Origin of the sequence: Streptomyces bullii (assembly GCF_042657145.1) — a bacterium.
Lineage (GTDB): Bacteria > Actinomycetota > Actinomycetes > Streptomycetales > Streptomycetaceae > Streptomyces > Streptomyces bullii.
The window spans coordinates 144,578-168,847 of record NZ_JBHSNY010000008.1; the positions used below are offsets into that span (position 1 = coordinate 144,578).

At 70.9% G+C, this 24,270-nt stretch carries 24 protein-coding genes and 1 pseudogene; 9 read left to right on the top strand and 16 right to left on the bottom strand.

All coding sequences use genetic code 11. The features are described 5' to 3' along the window. Positions 1–39: 39 nt before the first annotated feature. Positions 40–990 (top strand): YihY/virulence factor BrkB family protein, encoded by a 951-nt coding sequence (locus tag ACFPZJ_RS23555; protein ID WP_381025013.1) that lies wholly within the window; start codon positions 40–42, stop codon positions 988–990. 492 nt (positions 991–1,482) lie between these two features. Here ACFPZJ_RS23555 and ACFPZJ_RS23560 read toward each other — a convergent pair. Together ACFPZJ_RS23560 and ACFPZJ_RS23565 are read right to left on the bottom strand one after the other, a co-directional pair. Further along, positions 1,483–1,887: pseudogene (locus ACFPZJ_RS23560) on the bottom strand (DUF3618 domain-containing protein); the annotation flags it as partial. Further along, positions 1,884–2,312, bottom strand: a complete 429-nt coding sequence (locus tag ACFPZJ_RS23565; RefSeq protein WP_381025016.1) for a phage holin family protein — start codon at positions 2,310–2,312, stop codon at positions 1,884–1,886. The gene ACFPZJ_RS23565 and the pseudogene ACFPZJ_RS23560, both read right to left, overlap by 4 nt. Positions 2,313–2,849: 537 nt before the next feature. Between ACFPZJ_RS23565 and dapA the strand changes: the two genes are divergently transcribed. Further along, positions 2,850–3,773 carry a 4-hydroxy-tetrahydrodipicolinate synthase gene (dapA, locus tag ACFPZJ_RS23570; RefSeq protein WP_381025018.1) on the top strand — a complete coding sequence of 308 codons (924 nt, stop codon included), beginning with the start codon at positions 2,850–2,852 and terminating at the stop codon, positions 3,771–3,773. A 323-nt stretch (positions 3,774–4,096) separates the two neighbouring features. On the opposite strand, the gene dapD is transcribed toward dapA, so the two are convergent. From dapD to ACFPZJ_RS23585, 3 genes are all read right to left on the bottom strand, one after another. Further along, the gene (gene dapD, locus ACFPZJ_RS23575) at positions 4,097–5,086 is read right to left on the bottom strand and encodes a 2,3,4,5-tetrahydropyridine-2,6-dicarboxylate N-succinyltransferase (protein WP_381025021.1); all 990 of its coding nucleotides are present in this window, start codon (positions 5,084–5,086) and stop codon (positions 4,097–4,099) included. Positions 5,087–5,390: 304 nt separating this feature from the next. Beyond that, the gene (locus ACFPZJ_RS23580; RefSeq protein WP_381025024.1) at positions 5,391–5,942 is read right to left on the bottom strand and encodes a TetR/AcrR family transcriptional regulator; all 552 of its coding nucleotides are present in this window, start codon (positions 5,940–5,942) and stop codon (positions 5,391–5,393) included. After that, positions 5,942–6,262: a DMT family transporter gene (locus tag ACFPZJ_RS23585; protein WP_381025026.1), complete on the bottom strand. Its 321-nt coding sequence runs from the start codon at positions 6,260–6,262 to the stop codon at positions 5,942–5,944. Before ACFPZJ_RS23585 ends, ACFPZJ_RS23580 begins: the two co-directional genes overlap by 1 nt. A 240-nt stretch (positions 6,263–6,502) precedes the next feature. On the opposite strand from ACFPZJ_RS23585, the gene ACFPZJ_RS23590 reads away from it, so the two are divergent. After that, a complete protein-coding gene (locus ACFPZJ_RS23590) occupies positions 6,503–7,336 on the top strand; it encodes an AbfB domain-containing protein (RefSeq protein WP_381025029.1) in 834 nt (277 codons plus the stop codon). 63 nt (positions 7,337–7,399) lie between these two features. Here the strand turns inward: ACFPZJ_RS23590 and ACFPZJ_RS23595 are convergent, their stop codons facing one another. The 8 genes from ACFPZJ_RS23595 to ACFPZJ_RS23630 all read right to left on the bottom strand — a co-directional run bounded on the left by ACFPZJ_RS23595 (position 7,400) and on the right by ACFPZJ_RS23630 (position 13,975). After that, positions 7,400–7,732, bottom strand: a complete 333-nt coding sequence (locus tag ACFPZJ_RS23595) for a metal-sulfur cluster assembly factor (RefSeq protein WP_381025031.1) — start codon at positions 7,730–7,732, stop codon at positions 7,400–7,402. After that, the gene (gene sufU, locus ACFPZJ_RS23600; protein WP_381025034.1) at positions 7,729–8,196 is read right to left on the bottom strand and encodes a Fe-S cluster assembly sulfur transfer protein SufU; all 468 of its coding nucleotides are present in this window, start codon (positions 8,194–8,196) and stop codon (positions 7,729–7,731) included. Before sufU ends, ACFPZJ_RS23595 begins: the two co-directional genes overlap by 4 nt. 16 nt (positions 8,197–8,212) lie before the next feature. Then, positions 8,213–9,469: a cysteine desulfurase gene (locus ACFPZJ_RS23605; RefSeq protein ID WP_381025037.1), complete on the bottom strand. Its 1,257-nt coding sequence runs from the start codon at positions 9,467–9,469 to the stop codon at positions 8,213–8,215. Further along, on the bottom strand, positions 9,466–10,230 hold the full coding sequence (gene sufC, locus ACFPZJ_RS23610) for a Fe-S cluster assembly ATPase SufC (RefSeq protein WP_381025040.1): 765 nt from the start codon (positions 10,228–10,230) through the stop codon (positions 9,466–9,468). The genes ACFPZJ_RS23605 and sufC overlap by 4 nt, the downstream gene beginning before the upstream one ends. 7 nt (positions 10,231–10,237) lie before the next feature. Continuing rightward, a complete protein-coding gene (locus ACFPZJ_RS23615) occupies positions 10,238–10,555 on the bottom strand; it encodes a non-heme iron oxygenase ferredoxin subunit (RefSeq protein WP_381025043.1) in 318 nt (105 codons plus the stop codon). Continuing rightward, positions 10,552–11,742, bottom strand: a complete 1,191-nt coding sequence (sufD, locus tag ACFPZJ_RS23620) for a Fe-S cluster assembly protein SufD (RefSeq protein ID WP_381025046.1) — start codon at positions 11,740–11,742, stop codon at positions 10,552–10,554. Before sufD ends, ACFPZJ_RS23615 begins: the two co-directional genes overlap by 4 nt. An 83-nt stretch (positions 11,743–11,825) precedes the next feature. Next, a complete protein-coding gene (gene sufB, locus ACFPZJ_RS23625; RefSeq protein ID WP_381025049.1) occupies positions 11,826–13,247 on the bottom strand; it encodes a Fe-S cluster assembly protein SufB in 1,422 nt (473 codons plus the stop codon). After that, positions 13,244–13,975, bottom strand: a complete 732-nt coding sequence (locus ACFPZJ_RS23630; RefSeq protein WP_381025052.1) for a helix-turn-helix transcriptional regulator — start codon at positions 13,973–13,975, stop codon at positions 13,244–13,246. Before ACFPZJ_RS23630 ends, sufB begins: the two co-directional genes overlap by 4 nt. A gap of 161 nt (positions 13,976–14,136) precedes the next feature. Between ACFPZJ_RS23630 and ACFPZJ_RS23635 the strand changes: the two genes are divergently transcribed. The 4 genes from ACFPZJ_RS23635 (at position 14,137) to ACFPZJ_RS23650 (ending at position 17,787) form a co-directional block, all read left to right on the top strand. Continuing rightward, entirely contained in the window at positions 14,137–14,949 is an 813-nt protein-coding gene (locus ACFPZJ_RS23635) for an AAC(3) family N-acetyltransferase (RefSeq protein ID WP_381025056.1), read from the top strand. Between the two features lie 31 nt (positions 14,950–14,980). Further along, the gene (locus ACFPZJ_RS23640) at positions 14,981–15,904 is read left to right on the top strand and encodes an ABC transporter ATP-binding protein (protein ID WP_381025059.1); all 924 of its coding nucleotides are present in this window, start codon (positions 14,981–14,983) and stop codon (positions 15,902–15,904) included. After that, on the top strand, positions 15,901–16,671 hold the full coding sequence (locus ACFPZJ_RS23645) for an ABC transporter permease (RefSeq protein WP_381025061.1): 771 nt from the start codon (positions 15,901–15,903) through the stop codon (positions 16,669–16,671). The genes ACFPZJ_RS23640 and ACFPZJ_RS23645 overlap by 4 nt, the downstream gene beginning before the upstream one ends. Before the next feature lie 108 nt (positions 16,672–16,779). Beyond that, positions 16,780–17,787, top strand: coding sequence for a COX15/CtaA family protein (locus ACFPZJ_RS23650; RefSeq protein WP_381025064.1), 1,008 nt, complete (start codon positions 16,780–16,782; stop codon positions 17,785–17,787). 187 nt (positions 17,788–17,974) lie between these two features. On the opposite strand, the gene ACFPZJ_RS23655 is transcribed toward ACFPZJ_RS23650, so the two are convergent. From ACFPZJ_RS23655 to ACFPZJ_RS23665, 3 genes are all read right to left on the bottom strand, one after another. After that, entirely contained in the window at positions 17,975–19,081 is a 1,107-nt protein-coding gene (locus ACFPZJ_RS23655; protein WP_381025067.1) for an amidohydrolase family protein, read from the bottom strand. A gap of 222 nt (positions 19,082–19,303) precedes the next feature. Continuing rightward, positions 19,304–19,636 carry a hypothetical protein gene (locus ACFPZJ_RS23660; protein ID WP_381025070.1) on the bottom strand — a complete coding sequence of 111 codons (333 nt, stop codon included), beginning with the start codon at positions 19,634–19,636 and terminating at the stop codon, positions 19,304–19,306. A gap of 97 nt (positions 19,637–19,733) precedes the next feature. Beyond that, positions 19,734–20,651, bottom strand: coding sequence for a heme o synthase (locus ACFPZJ_RS23665; RefSeq protein WP_381025073.1), 918 nt, complete (start codon positions 20,649–20,651; stop codon positions 19,734–19,736). 376 nt (positions 20,652–21,027) lie between these two features. Here ACFPZJ_RS23665 and tkt point away from each other — a divergent pair, with 376 nt between their 5' ends. Continuing rightward, the gene (gene tkt, locus ACFPZJ_RS23670) at positions 21,028–23,115 is read left to right on the top strand and encodes a transketolase (RefSeq protein ID WP_381025075.1); all 2,088 of its coding nucleotides are present in this window, start codon (positions 21,028–21,030) and stop codon (positions 23,113–23,115) included. 34 nt (positions 23,116–23,149) lie between these two features. Continuing rightward, complete coding sequence (gene tal / locus ACFPZJ_RS23675; RefSeq protein WP_381025078.1) at positions 23,150–24,268, top strand: transaldolase; 1,119 nt, start codon at positions 23,150–23,152, stop codon at positions 24,266–24,268. Positions 24,269–24,270 lie beyond the last annotated feature (2 nt).

Below are 24,270 nucleotides of genomic sequence, written 5' to 3' on the forward strand. Positions count from 1 at the left end.
GGGCGATTCGCTAGGGGAATTCGGGAGACCCGCCCGGTCATGGACAAGGACAGTCCCACCCGGTTGCCCGCCCGCTCCTGGCGGGCGGTGGTGCGGCGCACGTTCAAGGAGTTGCTGGACGACGAACTCTCCGACCGGGCGGCCGCGTTGACGTACTACGGCGTCCTGTCGCTGTTCCCGGCGCTGCTCGTGCTGGTGTCCCTGCTGGGGGTGGTGGGACAGCGCGCCACGGACAAGATCCTCGACAACATAGGGCAGCTGGCCCCCGGCCCCGCCAGGGACATCCTCCGCGACGCCGTCGTCCAGCTCGGCGACACCGGAGGCACGGGCAGCGTCCTGGCGATCCTCGGCCTGCTCTTCGCGCTGTGGTCGGCGTCGGGCTATGTCGCCGCGTTCATCCGCACCTCCAACGCCGTGTACGACCTGCCCGAGGGGCGCCCGGTCTGGAAGCTCACCCCGCTGCGCCTGGCGCTCACCGTCGCCCTCATGCTGATGCTCGCCGCGAGCGCCCTGATCGTGGTCTTCACCGGCCCGATCGCCGAACGCGCCGGCACGGCGATCGGCCTCGGCGACGCGGCGATCACGGCCTGGGGCGTCATCAAGTGGCCGGTCCTGCTGCTGCTCCTCGTCCTGATGATCGGCCTGCTGTACTGGGCCGCCCCCAACGTCCGGGGCCGCGGCTTCCGCTGGATCTCCCCCGGAAGCGTCCTCGCCACCCTGATCTGGCTGGCGGCCTCCGCCGGCTTCGCCGTCTACGCGGCCAACTTCGGCTCCTACAACAAGACGTACGGCACCCTGGCGGGCGCCATCGTCTTCCTGGTGTGGCTGTGGCTGTCCAACCTGGCGATCCTGCTGGGCCTGGAATTCGACGCGGAACTGGCCCGCGAACGGGCCATCACCCACGGCCGTCCTCCGACGGAGGAGCCGTACGTGGAACCGAGGGACACCCGAAAGTGGCCACCGCGGCTACGAGCGGCCAAGGGCCACTGAGGCCGGCCCGGAGGCACCCGCATCCGCCCACGGCGGGAAGGGGAGTGTGTGGGAGGTGTCCGCCCACAGCGGCTGCCGGAAACCCGCAGCACCTGCTGCGGGGCACCGTGCGGGTGGCCGAGACCGTATGGGTGGCCGAGGACGAAGACCCCCGGCGCGACCCCCGGCCCCGTCCACCGCGCGCAAGCGCTACGGCGAGCCCCACGGAAGCCGCACAGGCCACCGCAGGCACCCGCCCCCGGAAGAAGCACCCGAACACGCACGGGCCCCGGTCGAGGAACCCCTCGACCGGGGCCGACGCCACACCCGTCAACGGTGCCAGCGGTACCCGTCACTCCCGCCGAGAGCGCCACGCCCGCCGAACCGAGCACGCCCGCCGAGGGCACCACGCCCGCCGAACCGAGCACGCCCGCCGAGGGCACCACGCCCGCCGAACCGGCCGTTGCCACCGAGCCACCGCTGCACGCCGTGCGCACCGTGCCCGCCGTGCCCGCCGTGCCGCCGCCGCAGCAGCTCCGCCGCGACCACCGCGCCTGCCGCCGCCCCCGCGACCAGCATCGGCCGCGGATGCCGCAGGCCGGCCTGGAAGACCGACCGCACGGGCCCCGGCACACTGTGTTCCACGGCGTGCCCCGCCTGCGTCGCCTTGTCCTGCACGGTGTGACCGGCCTGCGCCGCGGTGCTGCGCAACTGCACCGTCATCGCCCCGGCCTTGTCCCTGAGGTCGGCGGCCCGGGCCCGCGCACGGCCCTTCACATCCACCTTCCCCGCCAACTCCGCAACCGTGTCGCCGAGTTGGCTGCGGGTCTGCTCGATCTGCCGCCGCAGCTCGTCGGGCCCCTTGGCCCCGCCGGCCGCGGCCTTCCCGCCGGCGTCCCCGTTCCTCGCGTCCGTCATCGATGCGCCCTTTCCCTGATCTCCTCCACGTCGGCCCTGACGCTGCCGATGGTCTGCTCGGGCGTAGGAGGTGCGGCGCGGCGCAGCTGACCGCGGCCGATCGCGGCCAACAGGCCCGCGACCGCGAAGAGCACAGCCGTCACGATGAGCGCCGCGGCCCAGACGGGCAGCGCCAGCGAGAGCGCGGCGGCGGCCGTGGCGGCCAGCGCGAGGAACCCGGCGTAGGCGACGGCGCCCGCGGCGCCGAGCAGCCCACCGCCGCGACCCGCACGCCGCCCCTTCTCGGCGAGCTCCTCCTTCGCGAGGGCCACTTCCTGCCGTACGAGCCGGGAGAGCTGTTCGGTGGCCTGCCCGACGAGCTCGCCCACGGAGTGGTGCTCGTGTCGCTCGTCGTGCACGACCCGGGGGTGCATGGTCCCGGTCACGGTTCCGCCTCCTCTCGGTTCGGAACCCCCGGGTACCCCTGACCGTCCCCGACTACCCCTGGTCCCCCTGGCCCTGCGCCGTGACCGGCACCGCCGTGCCCCCGCTCACCGATCCGGGCCGGCCGGGTCTGGAACCAGTCGAGCCGGGCCTGCAACAAGGCGGCCTCCGCCACGAGTTCCGCGACCCGCGGCCCGCCACCGGCACCGGCACCGGCACCGGCACCGGCACCGGCCGAAGCATCACCAGAAGCGGCGCCCACCACACTGCCCGGCGCCAGGCCACCCGCTCGGCCCCCGGACGGCGAACCCCCGTCCCGGACAGCGCCGAATACTGGGAGGGACAAGGCCATGCCGGCCGCCACCCGCACCCGCTGCCGGGCACAGCGGATCCCCGCTCGAAGCGGATGCACCTCAGCTTGTCCATAGGCCGCCCACCGGGCGGCACCACGCCCCCCCCGCGAATCCTCAGCAATCCTTACCAATACCTCGCAGAGAAATTAAGTGGAGCTACACAGTCGCCCTGCCGAAACTACCCCCATGACGACAGCCACAGCCGCTCCCCCCACCCCCACCCCTCCCTTCGGCCGCGTCCTCTGCGCGATGATCACCCCCTTCACCGAGACGGGCGCCCTGGACGTCGACGGCGCACAGCGCCTGGCCGACCACCTGGTGACCCACGGCTGCGACGGGCTGGTCCTCTCCGGCACGACGGGCGAGTCGCCGACCACGACGGACGCCGAGAAGTCCGCGCTGATCAGCGCCGTACGGGAGGCGGTGGGCGGGCGCGCGTCGCTCGTCGCGGGCGTGGGCACGGCCGACACCCGCCACACGGTGGAGCTCGCTCTGGCGGCGGAGAAGGCGGGCGCGGACGGACTGCTGGTGGTCACCCCTTACTACAGCCGTCCCCCGCAGGACGCCGTCGAGGCCCACTTCCGCGAGATCGCGGACGCCACCGGACTCCCGCTCGCCCTGTACGACATCCCGGGCCGCACCGGCACCCGCATCGAGCCGGAAACGATGATCCGCCTCGCCGAGCACCCCCGGATCGTGGCGGTGAAGGACTGCTCGTACGACCTCCTCGGCACCCAAAAGGTCCTCGCCCGCACGGATCTCGCCTACTACGCGGGCTGCGACGAGCACAACCTCGCCCTGTACGCGGTGGGCGGTGCCGGCTGCGTCAGCACGGTCGCGAACGTGGCCCCCGACCGGATCCGGGCCGTCCTGGACGCCTTCGACGCGGGGGCCACGGCACGCGCGGCACGCCTCCAGCAGCGGGTGACGCCCTTGATCGAGGCGATGATGGCGGCGGGCCTGCCCGGCACGGTCACGGCCAAGGCCCTTCTCCATGCCCTGGGCCTGCCCGCGGGCCCGGTCCGCGCCCCGCTCCGGGCCGCCGACCGCGCGACGGTCGACGGGCTGCTGTCGGCGTACGGGGAACAGGACTCCCCCGCCACCACCTGATCACCGCTCGACGAAGACCGGCTGCCAGCACCCCGCGCTGTCGTCCTGGGGCGAGCGGTAGTCGCTGAGCGGGACGACCTTGTCGCTTCCGGTGGTCACCGGACCAGCCGTACGCCTCGGGCCGGTCGACGCGGCGCCCAGCGGCCCGCCGCCTTGATCATGGATGACAGCGGCCTGGGCAAGCTGGGATCGAGCTCATGATGCGGACCCATGCACGAGCGCCCTCCCAGGCCGTCCTCGGGCCGTGGAAGGGCGCTCAGTGGTCACCGACGCCGAGAGCTGCCGACAGTCGACGAGCAGGTCAGTACGTTGGCCGCCGCTGATCAGTTGTGGCTGTGCAGGATCTCGTTCAGTCCGCCCCACACGGCGTTGTTCGGGCGGGCCTCCACCGCGCCGGTGACCGAGTTGCGGCGGAAGAGGATGTTGGAGGCGCCGGACAGTTCGCGGGCCTTGACGATCTGGCCGTCGGGCATGGTCACGCGCGTGCCGGCGGTGACGTACAGGCCGGCCTCGACGACGCACTCGTCGCCGAGCGCGATGCCCACGCCTGCCTCGGCACCGATCAGGCAGCGCTCACCGATGGAGATGATCACGTTGCCGCCGCCGGAGAGCGTGCCCATCGTCGACGCGCCGCCGCCGATGTCCGAGCCGTCGCCGACCACGACACCCGCGGAGATCCGGCCCTCGACCATCGACGTGCCGAGCGTGCCCGCGTTGAAGTTGACGAAGCCCTCGTGCATGACGGTGGTGCCCTCGGCGAGGTGTGCGCCGAGGCGGACCCGGTCGGCGTCGGCGATGCGGACGCCCTTGGGGACGACGTAGTCCGTCATGCGCGGGAACTTGTCGATCGAGGTCACCTGGAGGTGCAGGCCCTCGGCGCGGGCGTTGAGGCGGACCTTCTCGATGTCGTCGACGGCGACCGGGCCGAGCGAGGTCCAGGCCACGTTGGCGAGAAAGCCGAACATGCCGTCCAGGCTCTGGCCGTGCGGCTTGACCAAGCGGTGCGAGAGCAGGTGCAGGCGGAGGTAGACGTCGTGCGCGTCGATCGGCTTCTCGTCGAGCGAGGCGATGACCGTACGGACCGCGACCACCTCGACGCCCCGGCGGGCGTCCGGTCCGACCGCCGCGGTCGCGCCTCCGCCGAGCAGCTCCGCCGCCTGCTCGGCGGACAGCCGCTCGGTGCCGGAGGGGCCGGGCTCGGCGACGAGTTCGGGTGAGGGGAACCAGGTGTCGAGAACGGTGCCGTCAGCGGCGATCGTGGCGAGGCCGGCGGCCACGGCGCCGGTGGTGCGAGGAGCAGTCGTGTCGGTCATGAGGGCAACCTAACGTGACCCCGCCCGCAGGGGCGAACCGGGCGGAAAGCGTCTCACGTGACGGGCGGTGGACGGGGGCAGGCGGGCGGTGGACATGGGTGGACATGGCACCGAGGTTTCACCGGCAACCCCGGTGCCTGCCCGGCCCGGGCTTGCCCGGCTCCCCGGCAGCCGCTCTCGCACAGCTCCCCGGCAGCCGCTGGCCCGGCTCTCCGGCAGCCGCTCGCCGACTCCCCGGCACCCCCGCACCGCGCCGCCCCGATCAGCCGCCCTCCCCCAGCGACACCGCCGCACCGCGCCCTGATCAACCGGCCTCCCCCACCCCCATCACCCGACCCAACACCTCCCGCGCGTACTCCTCGTCATACCGCGCCCCCGTGAGCAGCACCTGCAGGCAGATGCCGTCCATCAGCGCCACCAGCGCCCGTGCCGTCACCGGATCCGTACGGCGGGACAGCAGCTCGGCGAGGCTGTCGGCCCACTCGGCGGCCACCGGGCGCAGGGCGGGTCGGCGCAGGGCGGCCAGGTACAGCTCGTACTCCAGCTCCAAAGCGGTGCGGTCGTCCGTGAGCCACTCGCCCATCCAGCCGGCGAGTTCGGCCGCGAGGTCGGTGTGGGGGTCCTGCAGGGCGCCACGCGCGGCGGCCCCCTTGGCGAAGCTGTCGGTGGCCTGTCGCAGGGCGGCGACCATCAGCTCGTCCAGCGTCCTGAAGTGGTACGTCGTCGAGCCGAGCGGTACGTCGGCCTCGGCGGCCACGGAGCGGTGGCTCAGCCCGGCGATGCCCTGGGCGCCCACCACCCGGATCGCGGCGTCGATGATCCGCTGACGCCGCTCGGGGTCGTACCGCCGGGCCATCAGTGCGCACCTCCCAGGTTCAGCACCACCACACCGACGATGATCAGGGCGATGCCGGCCGCCTTGGTGGCGGTCATCCCCTCACCCAGGAACAGCATGCCGATGGTGGCGATGGCCGCCGTGCCGACGCCCGACCAGATCGCGTAGGCCGTGCCGACGGAGAGGGTCTTCAGCGTCTGCGCCAGCAGCGCGAAGGAGACCAGGTAGCCGAGGAGGGTCAACAGCGACGGCCACAGCCTGCTGAAACCGTCGCTGTACTTCATGGCGGTCGTCCCGGCCACCTCCGCTGCGATGGCCACGGCCAGCAGGAGATATCCCATGTGGACGAGCGTACACAACCATATGTACAGGCGTACACAGCCATACCTGTCGGCGTGCACCGCCATACGTGCCGGCGTAAGCGAGGGCGTACGTACCGGACGCGCCGCACCTCGCTGAAACCGCTTTCAGCGAACGCCTGACCGGAAGCCACCGGGTCCACTACGGTGTCACCGATCATCACACCCGGGCCCCGCGACCGCGACGACGCCGTCACGGCTGCCCCGCCGGAGGAACAGCCCATGCCAGAGAACAAGTCCCGGCCCCCTCAGGACAGACCGTGGGAGAGCGGCTGGGCCCCGGACACCACCCGTGCACCGGGTACCCGACGGCTCTGGCTTGCGGGCGCCCTCGCCGTGGCCACGATCGCCGCCTGCGCGACCTCCATAGCCGTGCTGGACAGCCGTTCCGAACAGGGGGCGCCGCCGTCGGCCGTGCCCACCGCCGTCCACACGACGGTGCCGGGCCTGATCTCCTTCGCGAGCCCCTCCAAGGCGGGCACGCCGAAGCCCGGCGGGACGAAGGACCGCCCGTCCCCGAGTCCCACCACGAGCGAGCCCAGCGCTCGCGAGACGTCTGCGAAACCGTCCACCGCGCCGACCACGTCCCCTGCCGGGGAGCGGGGTTCGGCATCGCCGCAGCTGCCTTCGACGACCGGGACGTCCCTGCGCTCGGTCAACTACCCCGACCGCTACTGGCACCTGCGCGACGGTTATGTGCGCCTGGACCGGATCGGCTCCGGAACCGAGCAGCGCGAGGACGCCACCTTCCATCGGGTCCGGGGTCTCGCCGACTCCTCCTGCTACTCCTTCGTCACCGCGGACGGCAGGTACCTCCGCCACCGCAACTTCGTCCTGCTCAGGGACAGCGACGACGGCTCGCCCCTGTTCCGCCAGGACGCCACCTTCTGCCCCCGGCCGTCACCCTTCCACTCGGGCGCGGTGATGCTGGAGTCGGTGAACTACCGGGGCCGCTTCCTGCGCCACCAGAACTTCCAGCTCCGTCTGGACCCGTACCAGAACACGGCCCTGTACCAGGCCGACTCGGCGTTCCGGATGGTGCCCGGCCTGGGCTGATCCGGGCACGACAGTGGCCCCCGGCTTGTCGCCGAGGGCCACCGCAGCACCGTACGGACGGTGTCAGACGTTGAAGCCGAGCGCCCGGAGCTGCTCGCGCCCGTCGTCCGTGATCTTGTCGGGGCCCCAGGGCGGCATCCAGACCCAGTTGATGCGCAGCTCGCTGACGAGGCCGTCCGTGGCGGACTTGGCCTGGTCCTCGATGACGTCCGTCAGCGGGCAGGCCGCCGACGTCAGGGTCATGTCGACGGTCGCCACATTGGAGTCGTCGATGTGGATGCCGTAGATCAGGCCGAGGTTGACGACATCGATGCCCAGCTCGGGGTCGACGACGTCCATCAGGGCCTCGCGGAGCTCCTCCTCGGAGACCGGCTTCATCTCAGCGGTGTCGGTCATGCCGTCTTCCTTTCGGCGTCGGCTCCGTCCAGGGCCTGGGCCGTCGCGTCCTTCCACGCCATCCAGCTCAGCAGGGCGCACTTCACCCGTGCCGGGTACTTCGAGACACCGGCGAACGCGATCGCGTCCTCCAGGACCTCCTCCATCGCGTCGTCGGGTTCGATCCGGCCCTTGGACTGCATCAGCTCCAGGAAGGTCTCCTGGATCTTCTGCGCCTCGGACAGGTCCTTGCCGACCAGCAGCTCGTTCAGTACGGACGCGCTCGCCTGGCTGATGGAGCAGCCCTGGCCCTCGTACGAGACGTCGGCGATGGTCGTGCCGTCGTACTTCACGCGCAGCGTGATCTCGTCCCCGCACGTCGGGTTCACATGGTGCACCTCGGCGTCGCCGTCCCGCAGACCACGCCCGTGCGGGTTCTTGTAGTGGTCCAGGATGACGTCCTGGTACATCGAGTCCAGCTTCACGGTTTCAGCACGCCCTTCAGCCGAAGAAGTTCCGTACGTGCTCCAGCCCTTCGACCAGCGCGTCGATCTCGGCAGGCGTGGAGTACAGATAGAACGACGCTCGCGTGGTCGCAGGAATTCCGTACCTCAGGCAGACCGGCCGCGCGCAGTGGTGGCCGACCCGGACCGCGATGCCCTGCTCGTCGAGGACCTGACCCACGTCGTGCGGGTGGATGTCACCGAGCGTGAAGGAGATCGCCGCGCCCCGGTCCTCGGCCGTGGTCGGGCCGATGATGCGCAGGTCGGGGACCTCCGCCAGGCGCTTCACCGCGTACTCCGTGAGCGCGTGCTCATGGGCGAGGATCTTGTCCATGCCGATCGACTGCAGATAGTCGATCGCCGCGCCGAGGCCGACCGCCTGCGCGATCGGCGGGGTGCCCGCCTCGAACTTGTGCGGGGCCGGCGCGTACGTCGACGAGTGCATCGACACGGTCTCGATCATCTCGCCGCCGCCGAGGAACGGAGGCAGGTCCTCCAGCAGCTCCTGGCGGCCCCAGAGCACACCGATGCCGGTCGGGCCGCACATCTTGTGGCCGGTGAAGGCCACGAAGTCGGCCTGCAGGGCCTGCACGTCCAGTGGCATGTGGGGCGCCGCCTGGGAGGCGTCGACGCAGACCAGGGCGCCGACCTCCTGGGCGCGGCGCACGATCGCCTCGACCGGGTTGAGCGTGCCCAGGATGTTGGACACCAGCACGAAGGAGACAATCTTCGTCTTCTCCGTGATGACCTCGTCGATGTTGGACAGGTCCAGACGGCCGTCGTCGGTGAGGCCGAACCACTTCAGCTTCGCGCCCGTGCGCTGCGCGAGCAGCTGCCACGGGACGATGTTGGAGTGGTGCTCCATCTCCGTGATGACGATCTCGGTCTCGGAGTCCACGCGGTAGGGCTCGTCGGCCCAGCCCAGCATGTTGGCCACGAGGTTGAGCGACTCGGAGGCGTTCTTGGTGAAGATCACCTCGTCACGGCTCGGCGCGTTGATGAACGCGGCGACCTTGTCGCGCGCGCCCTCGTACAGCGCCGTGGCCTCCTCGGCGAGGACGTGCACACCGCGGTGGACGTTGGCGTTGTGCTGCTCGTAGTACTCGGCGAGTACGTCGAGAACCTGGCGCGGCGTCTGGGACGTCGCCGCGTTGTCCAGGTACACGAGCTTCTTCCCGTCGTGGACCTGCCGGTCCAGGATGGGGAAGTCCTTGCGGAGGGCCTCGGCGTCGAGGAGGCCCGGCAGCTGTGTCACGCGGATACGCCACCCTTCGTGTATGCCTCGTAGCCCTCGGCCTCCAGCTTGTCCGCCAGCTCGGGGCCGCCGGACTCGACGATCCTGCCGGCCGCGAACACGTGGACGTGGTCCGGCTTGATGTAGCGCAGGATGCGCGTGTAGTGCGTGATCAGCAGGGTGCCGACCTCGCCGGTCTCGCGGACGCGGTTGACGCCTTCGGAGACGACGCGCAGGGCGTCGACGTCCAGGCCGGAGTCGGTCTCGTCGAGGATCGCGATCTTCGGCTTGAGCAGCTCCAGCTGGAGGATCTCGTGGCGCTTCTTCTCACCGCCGGAGAAGCCCTCGTTGACGTTGCGCTCGGCGAAGGCGGGGTCCATGTTGAGGCGCTCCATGGCCTCCTTGACCTCCTTCACCCAGGTGCGCAGCTTGGGGGCCTCGCCGCGGATGGCGGTGGCGGAGGTGCGCAGGAAGTTGGAGACCGAGACGCCGGGGACCTCGACCGGGTACTGCATCGCGAGGAACAGGCCGGCGCGGGCGCGCTCGTCGACGGACATCTCCAGGACGTCCTCGCCGTCGAGGGTGACGGTGCCGCCGGTGATCGTGTACTTCGGGTGCCCCGCGAGCGAGTAGGCGAGGGTCGACTTGCCCGAGCCGTTGGGGCCCATGATGGCGTGCGTCTCGCCCTGCTTCACGGTGAGGTCGACACCCTTGAGGATTTCCTTCGTGCCGTTCTCGACCTCGACGGTGACGTGCAGGTCTCGGATTTCAAGCGTTGCCATGGGTGCCTCAGGACTCCTGGGTGAGGGAGACGAGCACGTCGTCCCCTTCGATCTTTACGGGGTATACGGGGACGGGGCGCGTCGCCGGAAGGGCGTCGGGCTTGCCGGAGCGGAGGTCGAAGCGCGAGCCGTGCAGCCAGCACTCGATGTGGCAGTCGTCTACCTCGCCCTCCGACAGGGAGACGTTCGCGTGCGAGCAGATGTCGTGGATCGCGAACACCTCGCCCTCGGTCTGCACGATGGACACGGGCGTGCCGTCGAGTTCCACCCGCTTCGGGGTGTCCTCCTCTAGCTCGCTCAGCCCACAGGCGCGTACGAAGGTCATGCGACCGACGCCTCCAGCTCCTCCTCGATCTTGGCGATCAGGCGCTCCTCGATGTCCGGGAGGCCGATCTGCTGGACCAGTTCGGCGAAGAAGCCGCGGACCACCAGGCGGCGCGCCTCGTGCTCCGGGATGCCGCGGGCCATCAGGTAGAAGAGCTGCTCGTCGTCGAAGCGGCCGGTGGCGGAGGCGTGGCCGGCGCCGACGATCTCGCCGGTCTCGATCTCCAGGTTGGGGACCGAGTCGACGCGGGCGCCGTCGGTCAGCACCAGGTTGCGGTTCATCTCGTAGGTGTCGGTGCCCTCGGCCTTGGCCTCGATGAGCACGTCGCCGATCCACACCGCGTGCGCCTGGTCGCCCTGGAGGGCGCCCTTGTAGACGACGTTGGACTTGCAGTGCGGGACGTTGTGGTCGACGAGGAGGCGGTGCTCCTGGTGCTGGCCCTGGTCGGTGAAGTACAGGCCGAACAGCTCGGCCTCGCCGCCGGGACCGGCGTACGTGACGCGCGGGTGCAGCCGGACCAGGTCGCCGCCGAAGGTCACGACGACCGACTTGAAGGAGGCGTCGCGCCCCACGAGGGCGTTCTGCTGGGCGACGTGCACGGCCTTGTCGTCCCAGTCCTGGACGGAGACGACGGTCAGCTTGGCGCCGTCGCCCAGGACGTAGTCGACGTTGGCGGCGAGCACGGCGTCACCGGTGTGGTCGATGACCACGACGGCCTCGGCGAAGGCGCCCAGCTCGATCACCTGGTGGCCGAAGGCGGTGCCGCCCTCGCCGTGCACCGCGATGCGGACCGGCTCGGTGAGGACGGTCTCCTTCGGGACGGTCACGACCGAGGCCTTCTCGAAGGCCGAGTAGGCCTGGGCGGCGACGCGGTCCACCGGGGTGCCCGCCCTGCCGAGCCGCGCGTCGTCGCGGCCGACGGTCTCGACGACGACGCCCTCGGGGGCCTGGACGTCGACCTTCACGCCGTCGCCGGTGGCGACCGCGGTGCCGTCGTGCAGGCCGCGCAGCCGCTCCAGCGGGGTGAACCGCCACTCCTCCTCGCGGCCGTGCGGGACCGGGAAGTCCGTCACGTCGAAGGAGGGAGGCGCGCTCATGCGCGTGGCGACGGTCGAGTCCGCCTCGGCGGCGACCGCGATGGCACCGGCGGTCGTGGACCCGACCGGGATGTTCTGAGCCTCAGCCATGGCTGTCGTAGTGCTCGCTTTCCGTTACGTAAGGGGCTTGACGGGGACGGCGGGGCGGCACCGGGGCCGCCCCTGGCCGGTGGTTAGCCGACCGCGCCCTCCATCTGCAGCTCGATCAGCCGGTTGAGCTCCAGCGCGTACTCCATCGGCAGTTCCTTGGCGATCGGCTCGACGAAGCCGCGCACGATCATCGCCATGGCCTCGTCCTCCGACAGTCCGCGGCTCATCAGGTAGAAGAGCTGGTCCTCGGAGACCTTGGAGACGGTCGCCTCGTGGCCCATGGACACGTCGTCCTCGCGGACGTCCACGTAGGGGTAGGTGTCCGAGCGGGAGATGGTGTCGACGAGCAGCGCGTCGCACAGCACGTTCGACTTAGAGCCCGGGGCGCCCTCGCCGATCTCGATCAGACCGCGGTAGGAGGTGCGGCCACCGCCGCGCGCCACCGACTTGGAGACGATGTTCGAGGACGTGTTGGGGGCCATGTGGACCATCTTGGCGCCGGCGTCCTGGTGCTGGCCCTCGCCGGCGAAGGCGATGGACAGGGTCTCGCCCTTGGCGTGCTCGCCCATCAGGTAGACGGCCGGGTACTTCATCGTCACCTTGGAGCCGATGTTGCCGTCGACCCACTCCATGGTCGCGCCCTCGTAGGCCACGGCGCGCTTGGTGACCAGGTTGTAGACGTTGTTCGACCAGTTCTGGATGGTGGTGTAGCGGCAGCGGGCGTTCTTCTTGACGATGATCTCGACGACCGCGGAGTGCAGCGAGTCCGACTTGTAGATCGGGGCGGTGCAGCCCTCGACGTAGTGCACGTAGGCACCCTCGTCGACGATGATCAGGGTCCGCTCGAACTGGCCCATGTTCTCCGTGTTGATGCGGAAGTAGGCCTGGAGCGGGATCTCCACGTGCACGCCCTTCGGCACGTAGATGAACGAACCGCCGGACCACACGGCCGTGTTCAGCGCGGCGAACTTGTTGTCACCGGCCGGGATGACGGTGCCGAAGTACTCCTTGAAGAGCTCCGGGTGCTCCTTCAGTGCCGTGTCGGTGTCCAGGAAGATGACGCCCTGCTCCTCCAGGTCCTCGCGGATCTGGTGGTAGACCACCTCGGACTCGTACTGGGCCGCGACACCGGCCACGAGGCGCTTCTTCTCGGCCTCGGGGATGCCCAGCTTGTCGTACGTGTTCTTGATGTCCTCGGGCAGGTCCTCCCAGGACTCCGCCTGCTTCTCCGTGGAGCGTACGAAGTACTTGATGTTGTCGAAGTCGATGCCGGACAGGTCCGAGCCCCAGTTCGGCATGGGCTTCTTCTCGAACAGGCGCAGTCCCTTGAGGCGGAGTTTGGTCATCCACTCCGGCTCGTCCTTCTTCCCGGAGATGTCCCGGACGACGTTCTCGTCCAGGCCGCGACGCGCCGACGCACCGGCCTCGTCCCGGTCGGCCCAGCCGTATTCGTACTTGCCCAGGCCCTCGAGCTCAGGGTGGGCAGTCTCCGTGGGGAGAGTCATGCGGGGTTCCTCCCGGCCGTGCTTGCAGATGCGTTGTGGGAAATCTTGGGGATGAACGTCGTGCAGACGCCGTCGCCGTGCGCGATGGTCGCCAGCCGCTGCACATGCGTACCGAGCAGCTCGGCGAAAAATTCCGTCTCGGCCTCGCACAGCTGCGGGAACTGTTCGGCGACGTGGGCGACCGGGCAGTGGTGCTGGCAGAGCTGTTCGCCCCTCTGCGGGTGGGGCGCGCTGCGCGCGGTAGCAGCGTACCCGTCCGCGCTGAGGGCCTTGGCCAGGGCTTCGGTCCGCGTCTCCGGCGTGGCCGCGTCGACCGCCTTGCGGTACGCGCCCGCCTGGGCGCGGATGCGGGCGCGAGCGAAGGCGGCGACCGCCTGCTCCCCGCCCTCCTGCTGGGCGATCCAGCGCAGCGCGTCCGTCGCGAGCTTGTCGTAGGACTGGTCGAAGGCGTCCCGTCCGCAGTCCGTCAGCGCGAAGACCTTGGCCGGCCGACCGCGTGTCCGGGCGCCGTAGACCCGGCGCTCCCGTGCTTCGACGACACCGTCGCCCGCCAGGGCGTCGAGGTGGCGGCGCACGGCCGCCTGGGTCAGGCCCAGCCGCTCGGCGAGTTCGGCGACGGTCGACGGGCCGTGGTCCAGGATGGACCGCGCGACCCGGTTGCGGGTGGACCGCTCACCGGTCGCGAGCTCCTCGTGGTGAGGCTCCGTGGAGGCTGCGCCGTTTTTCACAACGCCATTGTTGCGTAATTCCTCGGAGCCGGGCAAGCCGCGTCCGGGCCGCCCGACGGTGCCCTACGTCACTTAGGCATACCTAATCTGACCTGCGGAAACGATCTTTGATCGATCAAACCGGTGGCATGGCCGGAGTGCTTACGGGACACTCCCCAACCATGCCCACACCCCCTCCCACCGGCCCACTCGTCACGCGCGACTCCCTCGCCACCGAGCTGCGCGGGCTCGGCGTCCGCCCCGGCGAGACCCTTCTCGCGCACTCCTCGCTCCGCTCCCTCGGCTGGGTCAACGGAGGCGCCGTGGCCGTCGTCCAGGGCCTGCTCGACGCACTCGGCCCGGACGGCACCCTCGTGGTCCCCACCCAGACCGGCGACCTCTCCGATCCGGCCCTGTGGCGTGAGCCCCCCGTCCCCGAGGAGTGGTGGCGGACCATCCGCGCCACGATGCCCCCGTACGACCCGGCGACCACGCCCACGCGCGGGGTCGGGGTGATCCCGGAGACCGTGAGGACCTGGCCGGGCGCCCTGCGCAGCGCGCATCCGCAGACGTCGTTCGCGGCGGTCGGCCCGCGCGCCGCGGAGGTGATCGAGGGCCACGCCCCCGACTGCCGGCTCGGCGAGCGCAGCCCGCTGGCGAAGCTGGAGGCGATGGGCGCCCGGGTGCTGCTGCTCGGCGCCGGCTACGACGCGTGCACGAGCTTCCACCTGGCCGAGTACCGGACACCGTCCCCGCTCGTCGAGGTGGGGCGGCCCGGACCGGCGGGCTGGGAGGTGGTGACCGAGGTGTCCATCACCTCCGACCGGTTCGACGAGCTGGGGCACGACTTCGAACGGGACCGCCCGGTCATCCGCGGGAAGGCCGGGGCGGCCGACGTACGGCTGTTCCCCGTGGCGGACGCGGTGGCCTACGCCGAGCGGTGGCTTCCGCTGCACCGGCCCCGCGCGGAGGAGTTCCTGAACCCGCCGGTCTGAGGCCTCGCCGGCGTACCTAGACTCTGGACTCATGCGAAGTGAGCCCGTGGTCCAGGTCCAGGCCCTGGTGAAGCGGTACGGCACGAAGACCGCAGTGGACGGCCTCGACCTGGTGGCCCGGCAGGGCGTGACCGCCGTGCTCGGCCCCAACGGGGCGGGCAAGACCACCACGGTCGAGACCTGCGAGGGGTACCGCAGGCCGGACTCCGGCACGGTGCGCGTCCTGGGCCTCGACCCGGTGAGACAGTCGGCACTGCTGCGCCCCCGCATCGGCGTGATGCTCCAGTCCGGCGGGGTCTACTCGGGCGCGCGGGCGGACGAGATGCTCCGCCACGTCGCGAAGCTGCACGCGCATCCCCTGGACGTGGACGCCCTCGTCGAACGCCTCGGGCTCGGCTCCTGCGGCCGTACGGCCTACCGCCGCCTGTCCGGCGGACAGCAGCAGCGGCTCGCCCTGGCGATGGCCGTGGTCGGACGCCCGGAACTGGTCTTCCTGGACGAGCCGACCGCCGGCCTCGACCCGCAGGCCCGCCGCGCCACCTGGGACCTCGTACGGGACCTGCGCGCCGACGGCGTCTCCGTGATCCTGACCACCCACTACATGGACGAGGCCGAGCAGCTCGCCGACGACGTGGCGATCATCGACGCCGGCCGGGTCATCGCCCAGGGCTCCCCGGAGGAGCTGTGCCGCGGCGGAGCCGAGAACACGCTCCGCTTCACCGGCCGCCCCGGACTGGACGTCGGCTCCCTGCTCAAGGCCCTGCCCGCCGACTGCTCGGCCGCCGAGCTGACACCCGGCGCCTACCGGGTCGTCGGCAAGGTGAACCCCCAGCTGCTGGCCACGGTCACGTCCTGGTGCGCCCAGCACGGGGTGATGCCGGAGAAGATCTCGGTGGAGCGGCACACCCTCGAAGACGTTTTCCTGGAGCTCACCGGCAAGGAGCTGCGCTCGTGACCGCCACCGGTATGTACACCCCGAGGCCCGGCGCGGCGCCTCTCCCCCGCATGATCGCCGCCCAGGCCGCGCTGGAGACGAAGATGCTGCTGCGCAACGGCGAGCAGCTGCTGCTGACCGTCGTGATCCCCACGCTGCTGCTGGTCCTCTTCAGCACCGTCGACATCGTCGACACGGGTGCGGGTGAGGCGGTGGACTTCCTCGCGCCCGGCGTCCTGGCGCTCGCGGTGATGTCGACGGCGTTCACCGGGCAGGCCATCGCGACGGGGTTCGAGCGCCGGTACGGGGTGCTGAAGCGGCTGGCCTCCTCCCCACTTCCGCGCTGGGGTCTGATGACCGCGAAGACGGCGTCCGTGCTGGTCACGGAGGTCCTTCAGATCGTTCTCCTGACGGTGATCGCCTTCGCGCTGGGCTGGTCGCCGCGGGGCAACCCGTTCGCCGTGCTGCTGCTGCTGGTCCTGGGCACGGCCGCCTTCTCCGGCCTCGGCCTGCTGATGGCGGGCACGCTGAAGGCGGAGGCGACGCTGGCCGCCGCCAACCTGGTCTTCCTGCTGCTGCTCGTCGGCGGCGGGGTCGTCGTCCCGCTGGACAAGTTCCCGAGCGGGGCGCAGGACGTGCTGAGCCTCCTGCCCATCTCGGCGCTGTCCGACGGGCTGCGGGACGTGCTCCAGCACGGCGCCGGCATGCCCTGGGGCGACCTCGGCGTCCTGGCCGTCTGGTCGGTCGTGGGGCTGGCTGCGGCCGGGAAGCTCTTCCGCTGGGAGTAGCGAATCCCAGCCACGCGCGAGCTCAAGGGCACAGGGGAGGGGCAGGGAAGCTGAGGCGGGAGCCCGGTGAGGGACCCTCGTGAAAGCGTGCACAAGCGGCGGCCTACCATGGAGCGCGTGCCAAACGTGACCCGTGCCGACACCGTGGCGGCCCTGCGCAACCCGCTCGCCTTCATCGCCGCACGCTGGACCCCGACCCCGCGGACGGTCCAGCGGGCGGCCCTCTGCGCGCTCGTGATGTCGGTGGTCATCGTCGTCACCGGCGGTGCCGTGCGCCTGACCGGTTCGGGCCTGGGCTGCCCGACCTGGCCCAAGTGCACCGACGACTCCCTCACCGCGACCAGTGAGATGGGCGTCCACGGAGCGATCGAGTTCGGCAACCGCATGCTGACGTACGTGCTGTGCGCCGCCGTCGGCTGGGCGATCATCGCCGCGCGCTCCGAGAAGCCGTACCGGCGGAGCCTGACCCGGCTGGGCTGGGCGCAGTTCTGGATCGTGATGAGCAACGCGGTGCTCGGCGGCATCGTGGTGCTGGTCGGCCTCAACCCGTACACGGTCGCGGCCCACTTCGTGGCGACGTCGGCGCTCATCGCGGTCGCCGCGGTGATGTGGCAGCGCACCCGCGAGGGCGACGCGGAGCCGCGTCCGCTGGTCGGCCAGGCGGTGCGGCAGCTGGTGTGGTTCCTGGTCGCGGCGGCCGTGCTGCTGATCCTGGTGGGCACGGTCGTCACCGGTGCGGGCCCGCACGCGGGCGACTCCAGCGAGGTCGAGCGGATGCCGGTCGACTGGGAGACCGTGGCCAAGCTGCACGCCGTGCTGGCGTGGATCGTGGTGACGCTCACGTTCGCGCTGTGGTTCGTGCTGAAGGCGGTGGACGCGCCGAAGGGGCCGCTGAGCCGGACCCGTGAGCTGTTCCTGATCCTGCTCGCCCAGGGTGTCCTCGGGTACGTCCAGTACTTCACGGACCTGCCCGAGGTCCTGGTCGGCCTGCACATGTTCGGCTCGGCGGTGATGTGGATCTGGGTGCTGCGGGTGGTGCTGTCGCTGCGCGAACGGCCGCAGGGGGTGGCCGACGTGCCCGGCCAGGCGGCCGAGGCCACCTTGACGAAGGCCTGAGCCGGGGCCGCCTCGCCGTCCCGGCCCGGTGCAGCCCGTCCACTTCGGGTCCAGCCCCCGCCTGGGCGGGCCGGGCGGCGGCCGGCCCGGCACGACGGCCGGGCCGCCGGCGGCGGCGACCTGAGCCAGGCCGCCGCCTCGCCCGGGGCTCAGGCACCGGCGAAGTGGTGACCACCGCGTCTTCGCCTCACTCCAGCCCGTACACCCGCCCGGCGTTCCCCGACGCCAGCATCCCCGCGACGCGCTGCGCGTCCGCCAGTGACCACGCGCCCTCGGCGACCCAGGTGCCCAGCACCCGGCCGAGGGCCTCGCGGAACAGGCGCGCTCCCACCACGTGCAGCTCCGGCAGGCCCTGCGCGCCGCTGGAGAAGAGGATCTTGCCGAAGGGGGCCAGTTCCAGGATCTCCGCGAGGACGGTCGCGGCCCGGGCACCGGTGCGGACCAGCGCGGCGCCGGAGTCGACGTAGACGTGCGGGAAGACGCCGGCGAGGTGGGCGGCCTGGCGGTGGTACGGATACCCGTGCAACAGGACCAGGTCGGTGCCGAGGCCGGCCGTCGCCCGGACGAAGTCCGTCAGCAGGACCGGGTCCGTACGGTCGATGCGCAGGCCAGGAGCGCCGAGCCCGGCGTGCAGCTGGAGCGGGAGACCGGACGCGACGGCGATCCACAGCAGATGCCGCAGCAGGACCGGGTCGCTCAGCTCGCCGCCGACCCGGCGTCCGGCCAGCCACCGGCCGGCTGCGCCCCGCACCTCCCCCGGCCCCGGAGGCTCCGGCGCCAGCGCCAGACCGTGCCGGACGCCCGCCACGGAGGTGAAGGCCACCGCGTTCGCGGCGGCGCCGTGCACCGACTCGGCGAGGTTGGCGAGGAACGACTCGACCGTGCCGGAGGTGTCGGCGACCTGCTCCGCCAGCAGCTCCAGGCGCACGATCTCATGGGCCTCGGCGGCCCCCGCGGTGGCCAGCTCGGCGGGGCCGGTGAGGTCGCCGGGCAGGCCGGTGTCCACCAGGTAGGTGGTGATGCCGCTGCCGCGCAGCAGCCGGCGGCCCGCCTCCACGGCGCCGAGTTCCCGGCGCCGGGCCAGGTAGTGGGCGGGTGTGCAGTGCGGTTCCAGGCCGAGCAGGGGCGGGCACCAGCGGCGTACGGCGAAACCGGTCTGGGTGTCGAAGAGCGTGGTGCCCGGCGCGGGCGGGCCCTCGGTCCGGGCCAGCTGGGCCTCGAAGGTGCCCAGGCCCAGCTCGGTGCGGAGCACCCCGTGGCAGTACTGGTCCACGAGGGACGGCGTCTCGATCATCCGGGCTCCCCGCGTGCGCTGGCTTGCCCGGCCTAACGGGTGAACCGGCGTTCAGGTGTTGCTGCCCGGGCGGGCGCGTTCACTCGGTCGTGCGGGGAAGTGGCCGTGGTGCGGCGGCTGCGGGCCGTCCGGGGCCGCTCCCGCGCGTGCGACGCAGCCGCAAGCCGAATGCGGCCCGGCTCCCTCAGGAACGGCCCGGCCCCTCAGGAACGGCCCGGCCCCTCAGCGGGTCGTTCCGCCGCCGATCTGGATGCCGGCCATCCTCTTCCACTCGTACGACCCCGTCTTCACCTTCGCCGCGAACTCGCCGTCGAAGGCCTCGTGGCGGGTGATCCCGGCCTTCTCCACCGCCTTCTCGGCGATCTCGTAGCTCGGGGCCACCAGGTCGCCCCAGCCGCCGTCCTCGCCCACCAGGACGATCCGGGCACCGCGCTCACCGAGGTACGCGACCTGGCCCTCGGCCCCGCCGTGCGCCCTGGAGAAGGAGCTGATCTGCTGGGCGAGCCGGGTCACCTTGCGCTCGGCCTTCGCGTCCACCTGCTGCGTGTCTGCCATGGTCAGGATGCTACCGACGGGTAGATCAAACGGCGACGGGCGGGGTGCGTGGCCTTGACCACGCACCCCGCCCGTCGCGCAGGACCAAAAGACTCGGCTAGCGGAGGAAGGGGTCCACCGCCACCGCCACGAACAGCAGCGACACATAGGTGATGGACCAGTGGAACAGGCGCATCTCCTTGAGCTTCCCGCCCGTGACCTCGGCCTTCGCCCGGTTCTGCAGGGCGTGCGCCTCCCACAGCCACCAGCCGCCCGCGCCCAGCGCGACCGCGGTGTAGAACCAGCCGGTGTAGCCGAGCAGCGTCAGCAGCAGCGAGACCGCCACCATCACCCAGCTGTAGAGCACGATCTGCTTGGCGACGACCTTGTTGGAGGCGATGACGGGCAGCATCGGCACGCCCACGCGCGCGTAGTCGTCCTTCACCTTCATGGACAGCGGCCAGTAGTGCGGCGGCGTCCAGAAGAAGATGACCATGAAGAGGACGACCGGGGCCCACGACAGCGAGTTCGTCACGGCCGACCAGCCGATCAGCACCGGCATACAGCCGGCGATGCCGCCCCAGACGATGTTCTGCGACGTACGGCGCTTGAGGATCATCGTGTAGACGACGACGTAGAAGAGGAGCGCTCCGAGCGACAGCCAGGCCGACAGCCAGTTGACGGCGAGCCCGAACAGCAGCGTCGAGACGACGGCCAGCGTGATCCCGAAGGCCAGGCACTCGCGCGGGCTGACCATGCCGGTGACCAGGGGGCGCTGCGAGGTGCGGTCCATCAGCGCGTCGATGTCGCGGTCGATGTACATGTTCAGCGCGTTGGCGCCGCCGGCGGACAGGTAGCCGCCGACGCAGGTCAGCAGCACCAGCGTCAGGTCGGGCACGCCCTGCTCGGCGAGGAACATCACCGGTACGGTGGTGATCAGCAGCAGCTCGATGATCCGCGGCTTGGTGAGAGCCACGAACCCCTTGACACGGGCCCCGAACGGCCGGTGGGCCGGGCTCTGGCTCGTCCCGATCATCCCCGCTGGACGGGATTCAACGGCCGTCACGCACACCCCTACAGAGACATCCCAGCGAGCCTCCCCGTGTGAAGTGCCGGTAAAGGCTCGCGCGTACCACGCCACTGTAGACGTTGCCCATACCCCGCCATTCGCGGGGGTGGGGTCGTGTTGACGGGCACCGCCCGAGGCGCGCGTGCAAGCTCGATTGAGCACCCGGATGAGCGGCTCCGTATTCATCTGCCGAACGGGGATACGCCCCCGTCAGGAAGCGGATCCACGGGAGTGCCCGCACTCTGGAACGACCCGGAAAACGGCACGTCCTACGGGGGTAGGCTCGACCCCGCCGGTGGGCAGTCGCCGGCATCCGACATGTGGAGAGGAGCCCTGACCCAGGGTGAGCATCAAGCCGACCACCACAGACCTCGAGTGGACAGAGCTGGACCAGCGGGCCGTCGACACCGCACGCGTCCTGGCCGCCGACGCCGTACAGAAGGTCGGCAACGGCCATCCGGGTACGGCGATGAGCCTGGCGCCTGCCGCCTACACCCTCTTCCAGAAGGTGATGCGGCACGACCCGTCGGACGCCGACTGGGTCGGGCGTGACCGCTTCGTGCTGTCCGCCGGACACTCGTCCCTGACCCTCTACACCCAGCTGTACCTGGCCGGTTTCGGCCTGGAGCTGGACGATCTGAAGGCCTTCAGGACATGGGGGTCGAAGACCCCCGGTCACCCCGAGTACGGCCACACCGTGGGGGTGGAGACGACGACCGGCCCGCTGGGCCAGGGTGTCGCCAACGCCGTCGGCATGGCGATGGCCGCCCGCTACGAGCGCGGCCTGTTCGACCCGGAGGCCGCCCCCGGCGAGTCCCCGTTCGACCACTTCATCTACTGCATCGCGGGTGACGGCTGCCTCCAGGAGGGCATCTCCGCCGAGGCGTCCTCGCTGGCCGGTCACCAGAAGCTCGGCAACCTGATCCTGCTGTGGGACGACAACCACATCTCGATCGAGGGCGACACCGAGACGGCCGTCTCGGAGGACACCGTCAAGCGGTACGAGGCCTACGGCTGGCACGTGCAGCGCGTGGAGCCACAGGCGAACGGCGACCTCGACCCGGCGGCGATCTACGACGCCGTCCAGAAGGCCAAGGCCGTCACGGACAAGCCGTCCTTCATCGCGATGCGCTCGATCATCGCCTGGCCCGCCCCGAACGCGCAGAACACCGAGGCCGCGCACGGCTCGGCGCTGGGCGACGAGGAGGTCGCGGCCACCAAGCGCGTTCTCGGCTTCGACCCGGAGCAGACCTTCGAGGTGTCCGAGGAGGTCATCACCCACACCCGCAAGGCGGTGGAGCGGGGCCAGGCGGCCCGGGCCGTGTGGGACAAGGCCTTCCAGCAGTGGCGGGACAACAACCCGGAGCGCGCCGCCGAGTACGACCGCGTCGCCGCCGGTGAGCTGCCCAAGGGCTGGGAGGAGAAGGTCCCGGTCTTCGAGCCCGGCAAGGCGGTCGCCACGCGTGCCGCGTCCGGCAAGGTGCTCCAGGCGCTCGGCGCGGTGATCCCGGAGCTGTGGGGCGGTTCGGCCGACCTGGCCGGCTCGAACAACACGACGATCGACAAGACGTCGTCGTTCCTCCCGGCGGACAACCCGCTGCCCGAGGCGAACCCGTACGGCCGCACGATCCACTTCGGTATCCGTGAGCACTCCATGGCCGCGGAGATGAACGGCATCGCGCTGCACGGCAACACGCGCGTCTACGGCGGTACGTTCCTGGTCTTCTCCGACTACATGCGCAACGCGGTGCGGCTGTCGGCGCTGATGCACCTGCCGGTGACGTACGTGTGGACGCACGACTCCATCGGCCTGGGCGAGGACGGCCCGACCCACCAGCCGGTCGAGCACCTGGCCTCGCTGCGCGCCATCCCGGGCCTGAACATCGTGCGCCCGGCCGACGCCAACGAGACCGCGGTCGCCTGGCGCGAGATCCTGCGGCGGTGGACGAAGGAGTTCGGCAAGGGGCAGCCGCACGGCCTGGCCCTCACCCGCCAGGGCGTGCCGACCTACGAGCCCAACGAGGAGGCGGCCAAGGGCGGTTACGTCCTGTTCGAGGCCGACGGCGGTGAGCCGCAGGTGATCCTCATCGCGACCGGCTCCGAGGTGCACGTCGCCGTGGAGGCGCGCGAGCAGCTGCAGAGCGCCGGCGTGCCCACGCGCGTGGTGTCCATGCCGTCCGTGGAGTGGTTCGAAGAGCAGGACCAGGGGTACCGGGACAGCGTCCTGCCGCCGTCCGTCAAGGCACGCGTCGCGGTCGAGGCCGGGGTGGGCCTGACCTGGCACAAGTACGTGGGAGACGCCGGCCGCATCGTTTCCCTGGAGCACTTCGGTGCGTCCGCCGACGGCAAGGTGCTCTTCCGCGAGTACGGCTTCACCGCGGAGAACGTGGCCGCCGTCGCCCGGGAATCGATCGCCGCAGCCCAGCGCTGACGCTCATATACGACACGTAGGAGATGGAATTTCCATGACAGACGCACTCAAGCGCCTCTCCGAGGAAGGCGTCGCGATCTGGCTGGACGACCTGTCGCGCAAGCGGATCACGTCCGGCAACCTCGCCGAGCTGATCGACCAGCAGCACGTCGTGGGCGTCACCACCAACCCGACGATCTTCCAGAAGGCGATCTCCGAGGGCGACGGTTACGACCAGCAGCTCGCCGACCTCGCCGCCCGCAAGGTCACGGTCGAAGAGGCCGTCCGCATGATCACCACGGCGGACGTCCGCGACGCCGCCGACATCCTGCGCCCGGTCTACGACGCCACCGGCGGCCAGGACGGCCGCGTGTCGATCGAGGTCGACCCGCGTCTGGCGCACAACACCCGGGCCACGGTCGCCGAGGCCAAGCAGCTGGCCTGGCTGGTGGACCGGCCGAACACCCTCATCAAGATCCCGGCCACCGAGGCGGGTCTGCCGGCCATCACCGAGACGATCGCCGCCGGCATCAGCGTCAACGTCACGCTGATCTTCTCGCTGGAGCGCTACCGCAAGGTGATGGACGCCTACCTCTCCGGCCTGGAGAAGGCCAAGGAGAGGGGCCTGGACCTGTCCGGGATCCACTCCGTGGCGTCCTTCTTCGTCTCCCGCGTCGACACCGAGATCGACAAGCGGATCGACGCGCTGGGCACCGACGAGGCCAAGGCGCTGCGCGGCAGGTCCGCGATCGCCAACGCGCGCCTGGCCTACCAGGCGTACGAGGAGGTCTTCTCCTCGGACCGCTGGAACGCGCTGGAGCGCGAGGGCGCCAACAAGCAGCGTCCGCTGTGGGCCTCCACCGGTGTGAAGGACAAGGCGTACAAGGACACCATGTACGTCGACGAGCTGGTCGCGCCGAACACGGTCAACACCATGCCGGAGGCCACGCTGCTGGCCACCGAGGAGCACGGCGAGATCACCGGCAACACCGTCGCCGGCACCTACGAGCAGGCGCGCGCCGACCTCGACGCCGTCGAGAAGCTCGGCATCAAGTACGACGACGTGGTCCAGCTGCTGGAGGACGAGGGCGTCGAGAAGTTCGAGGCGTCCTGGAACGACCTGCTGAAGTCGACCGAGGCCGAGCTCAAGCGCCTCGCCCCCGCGGAGGACTGAAC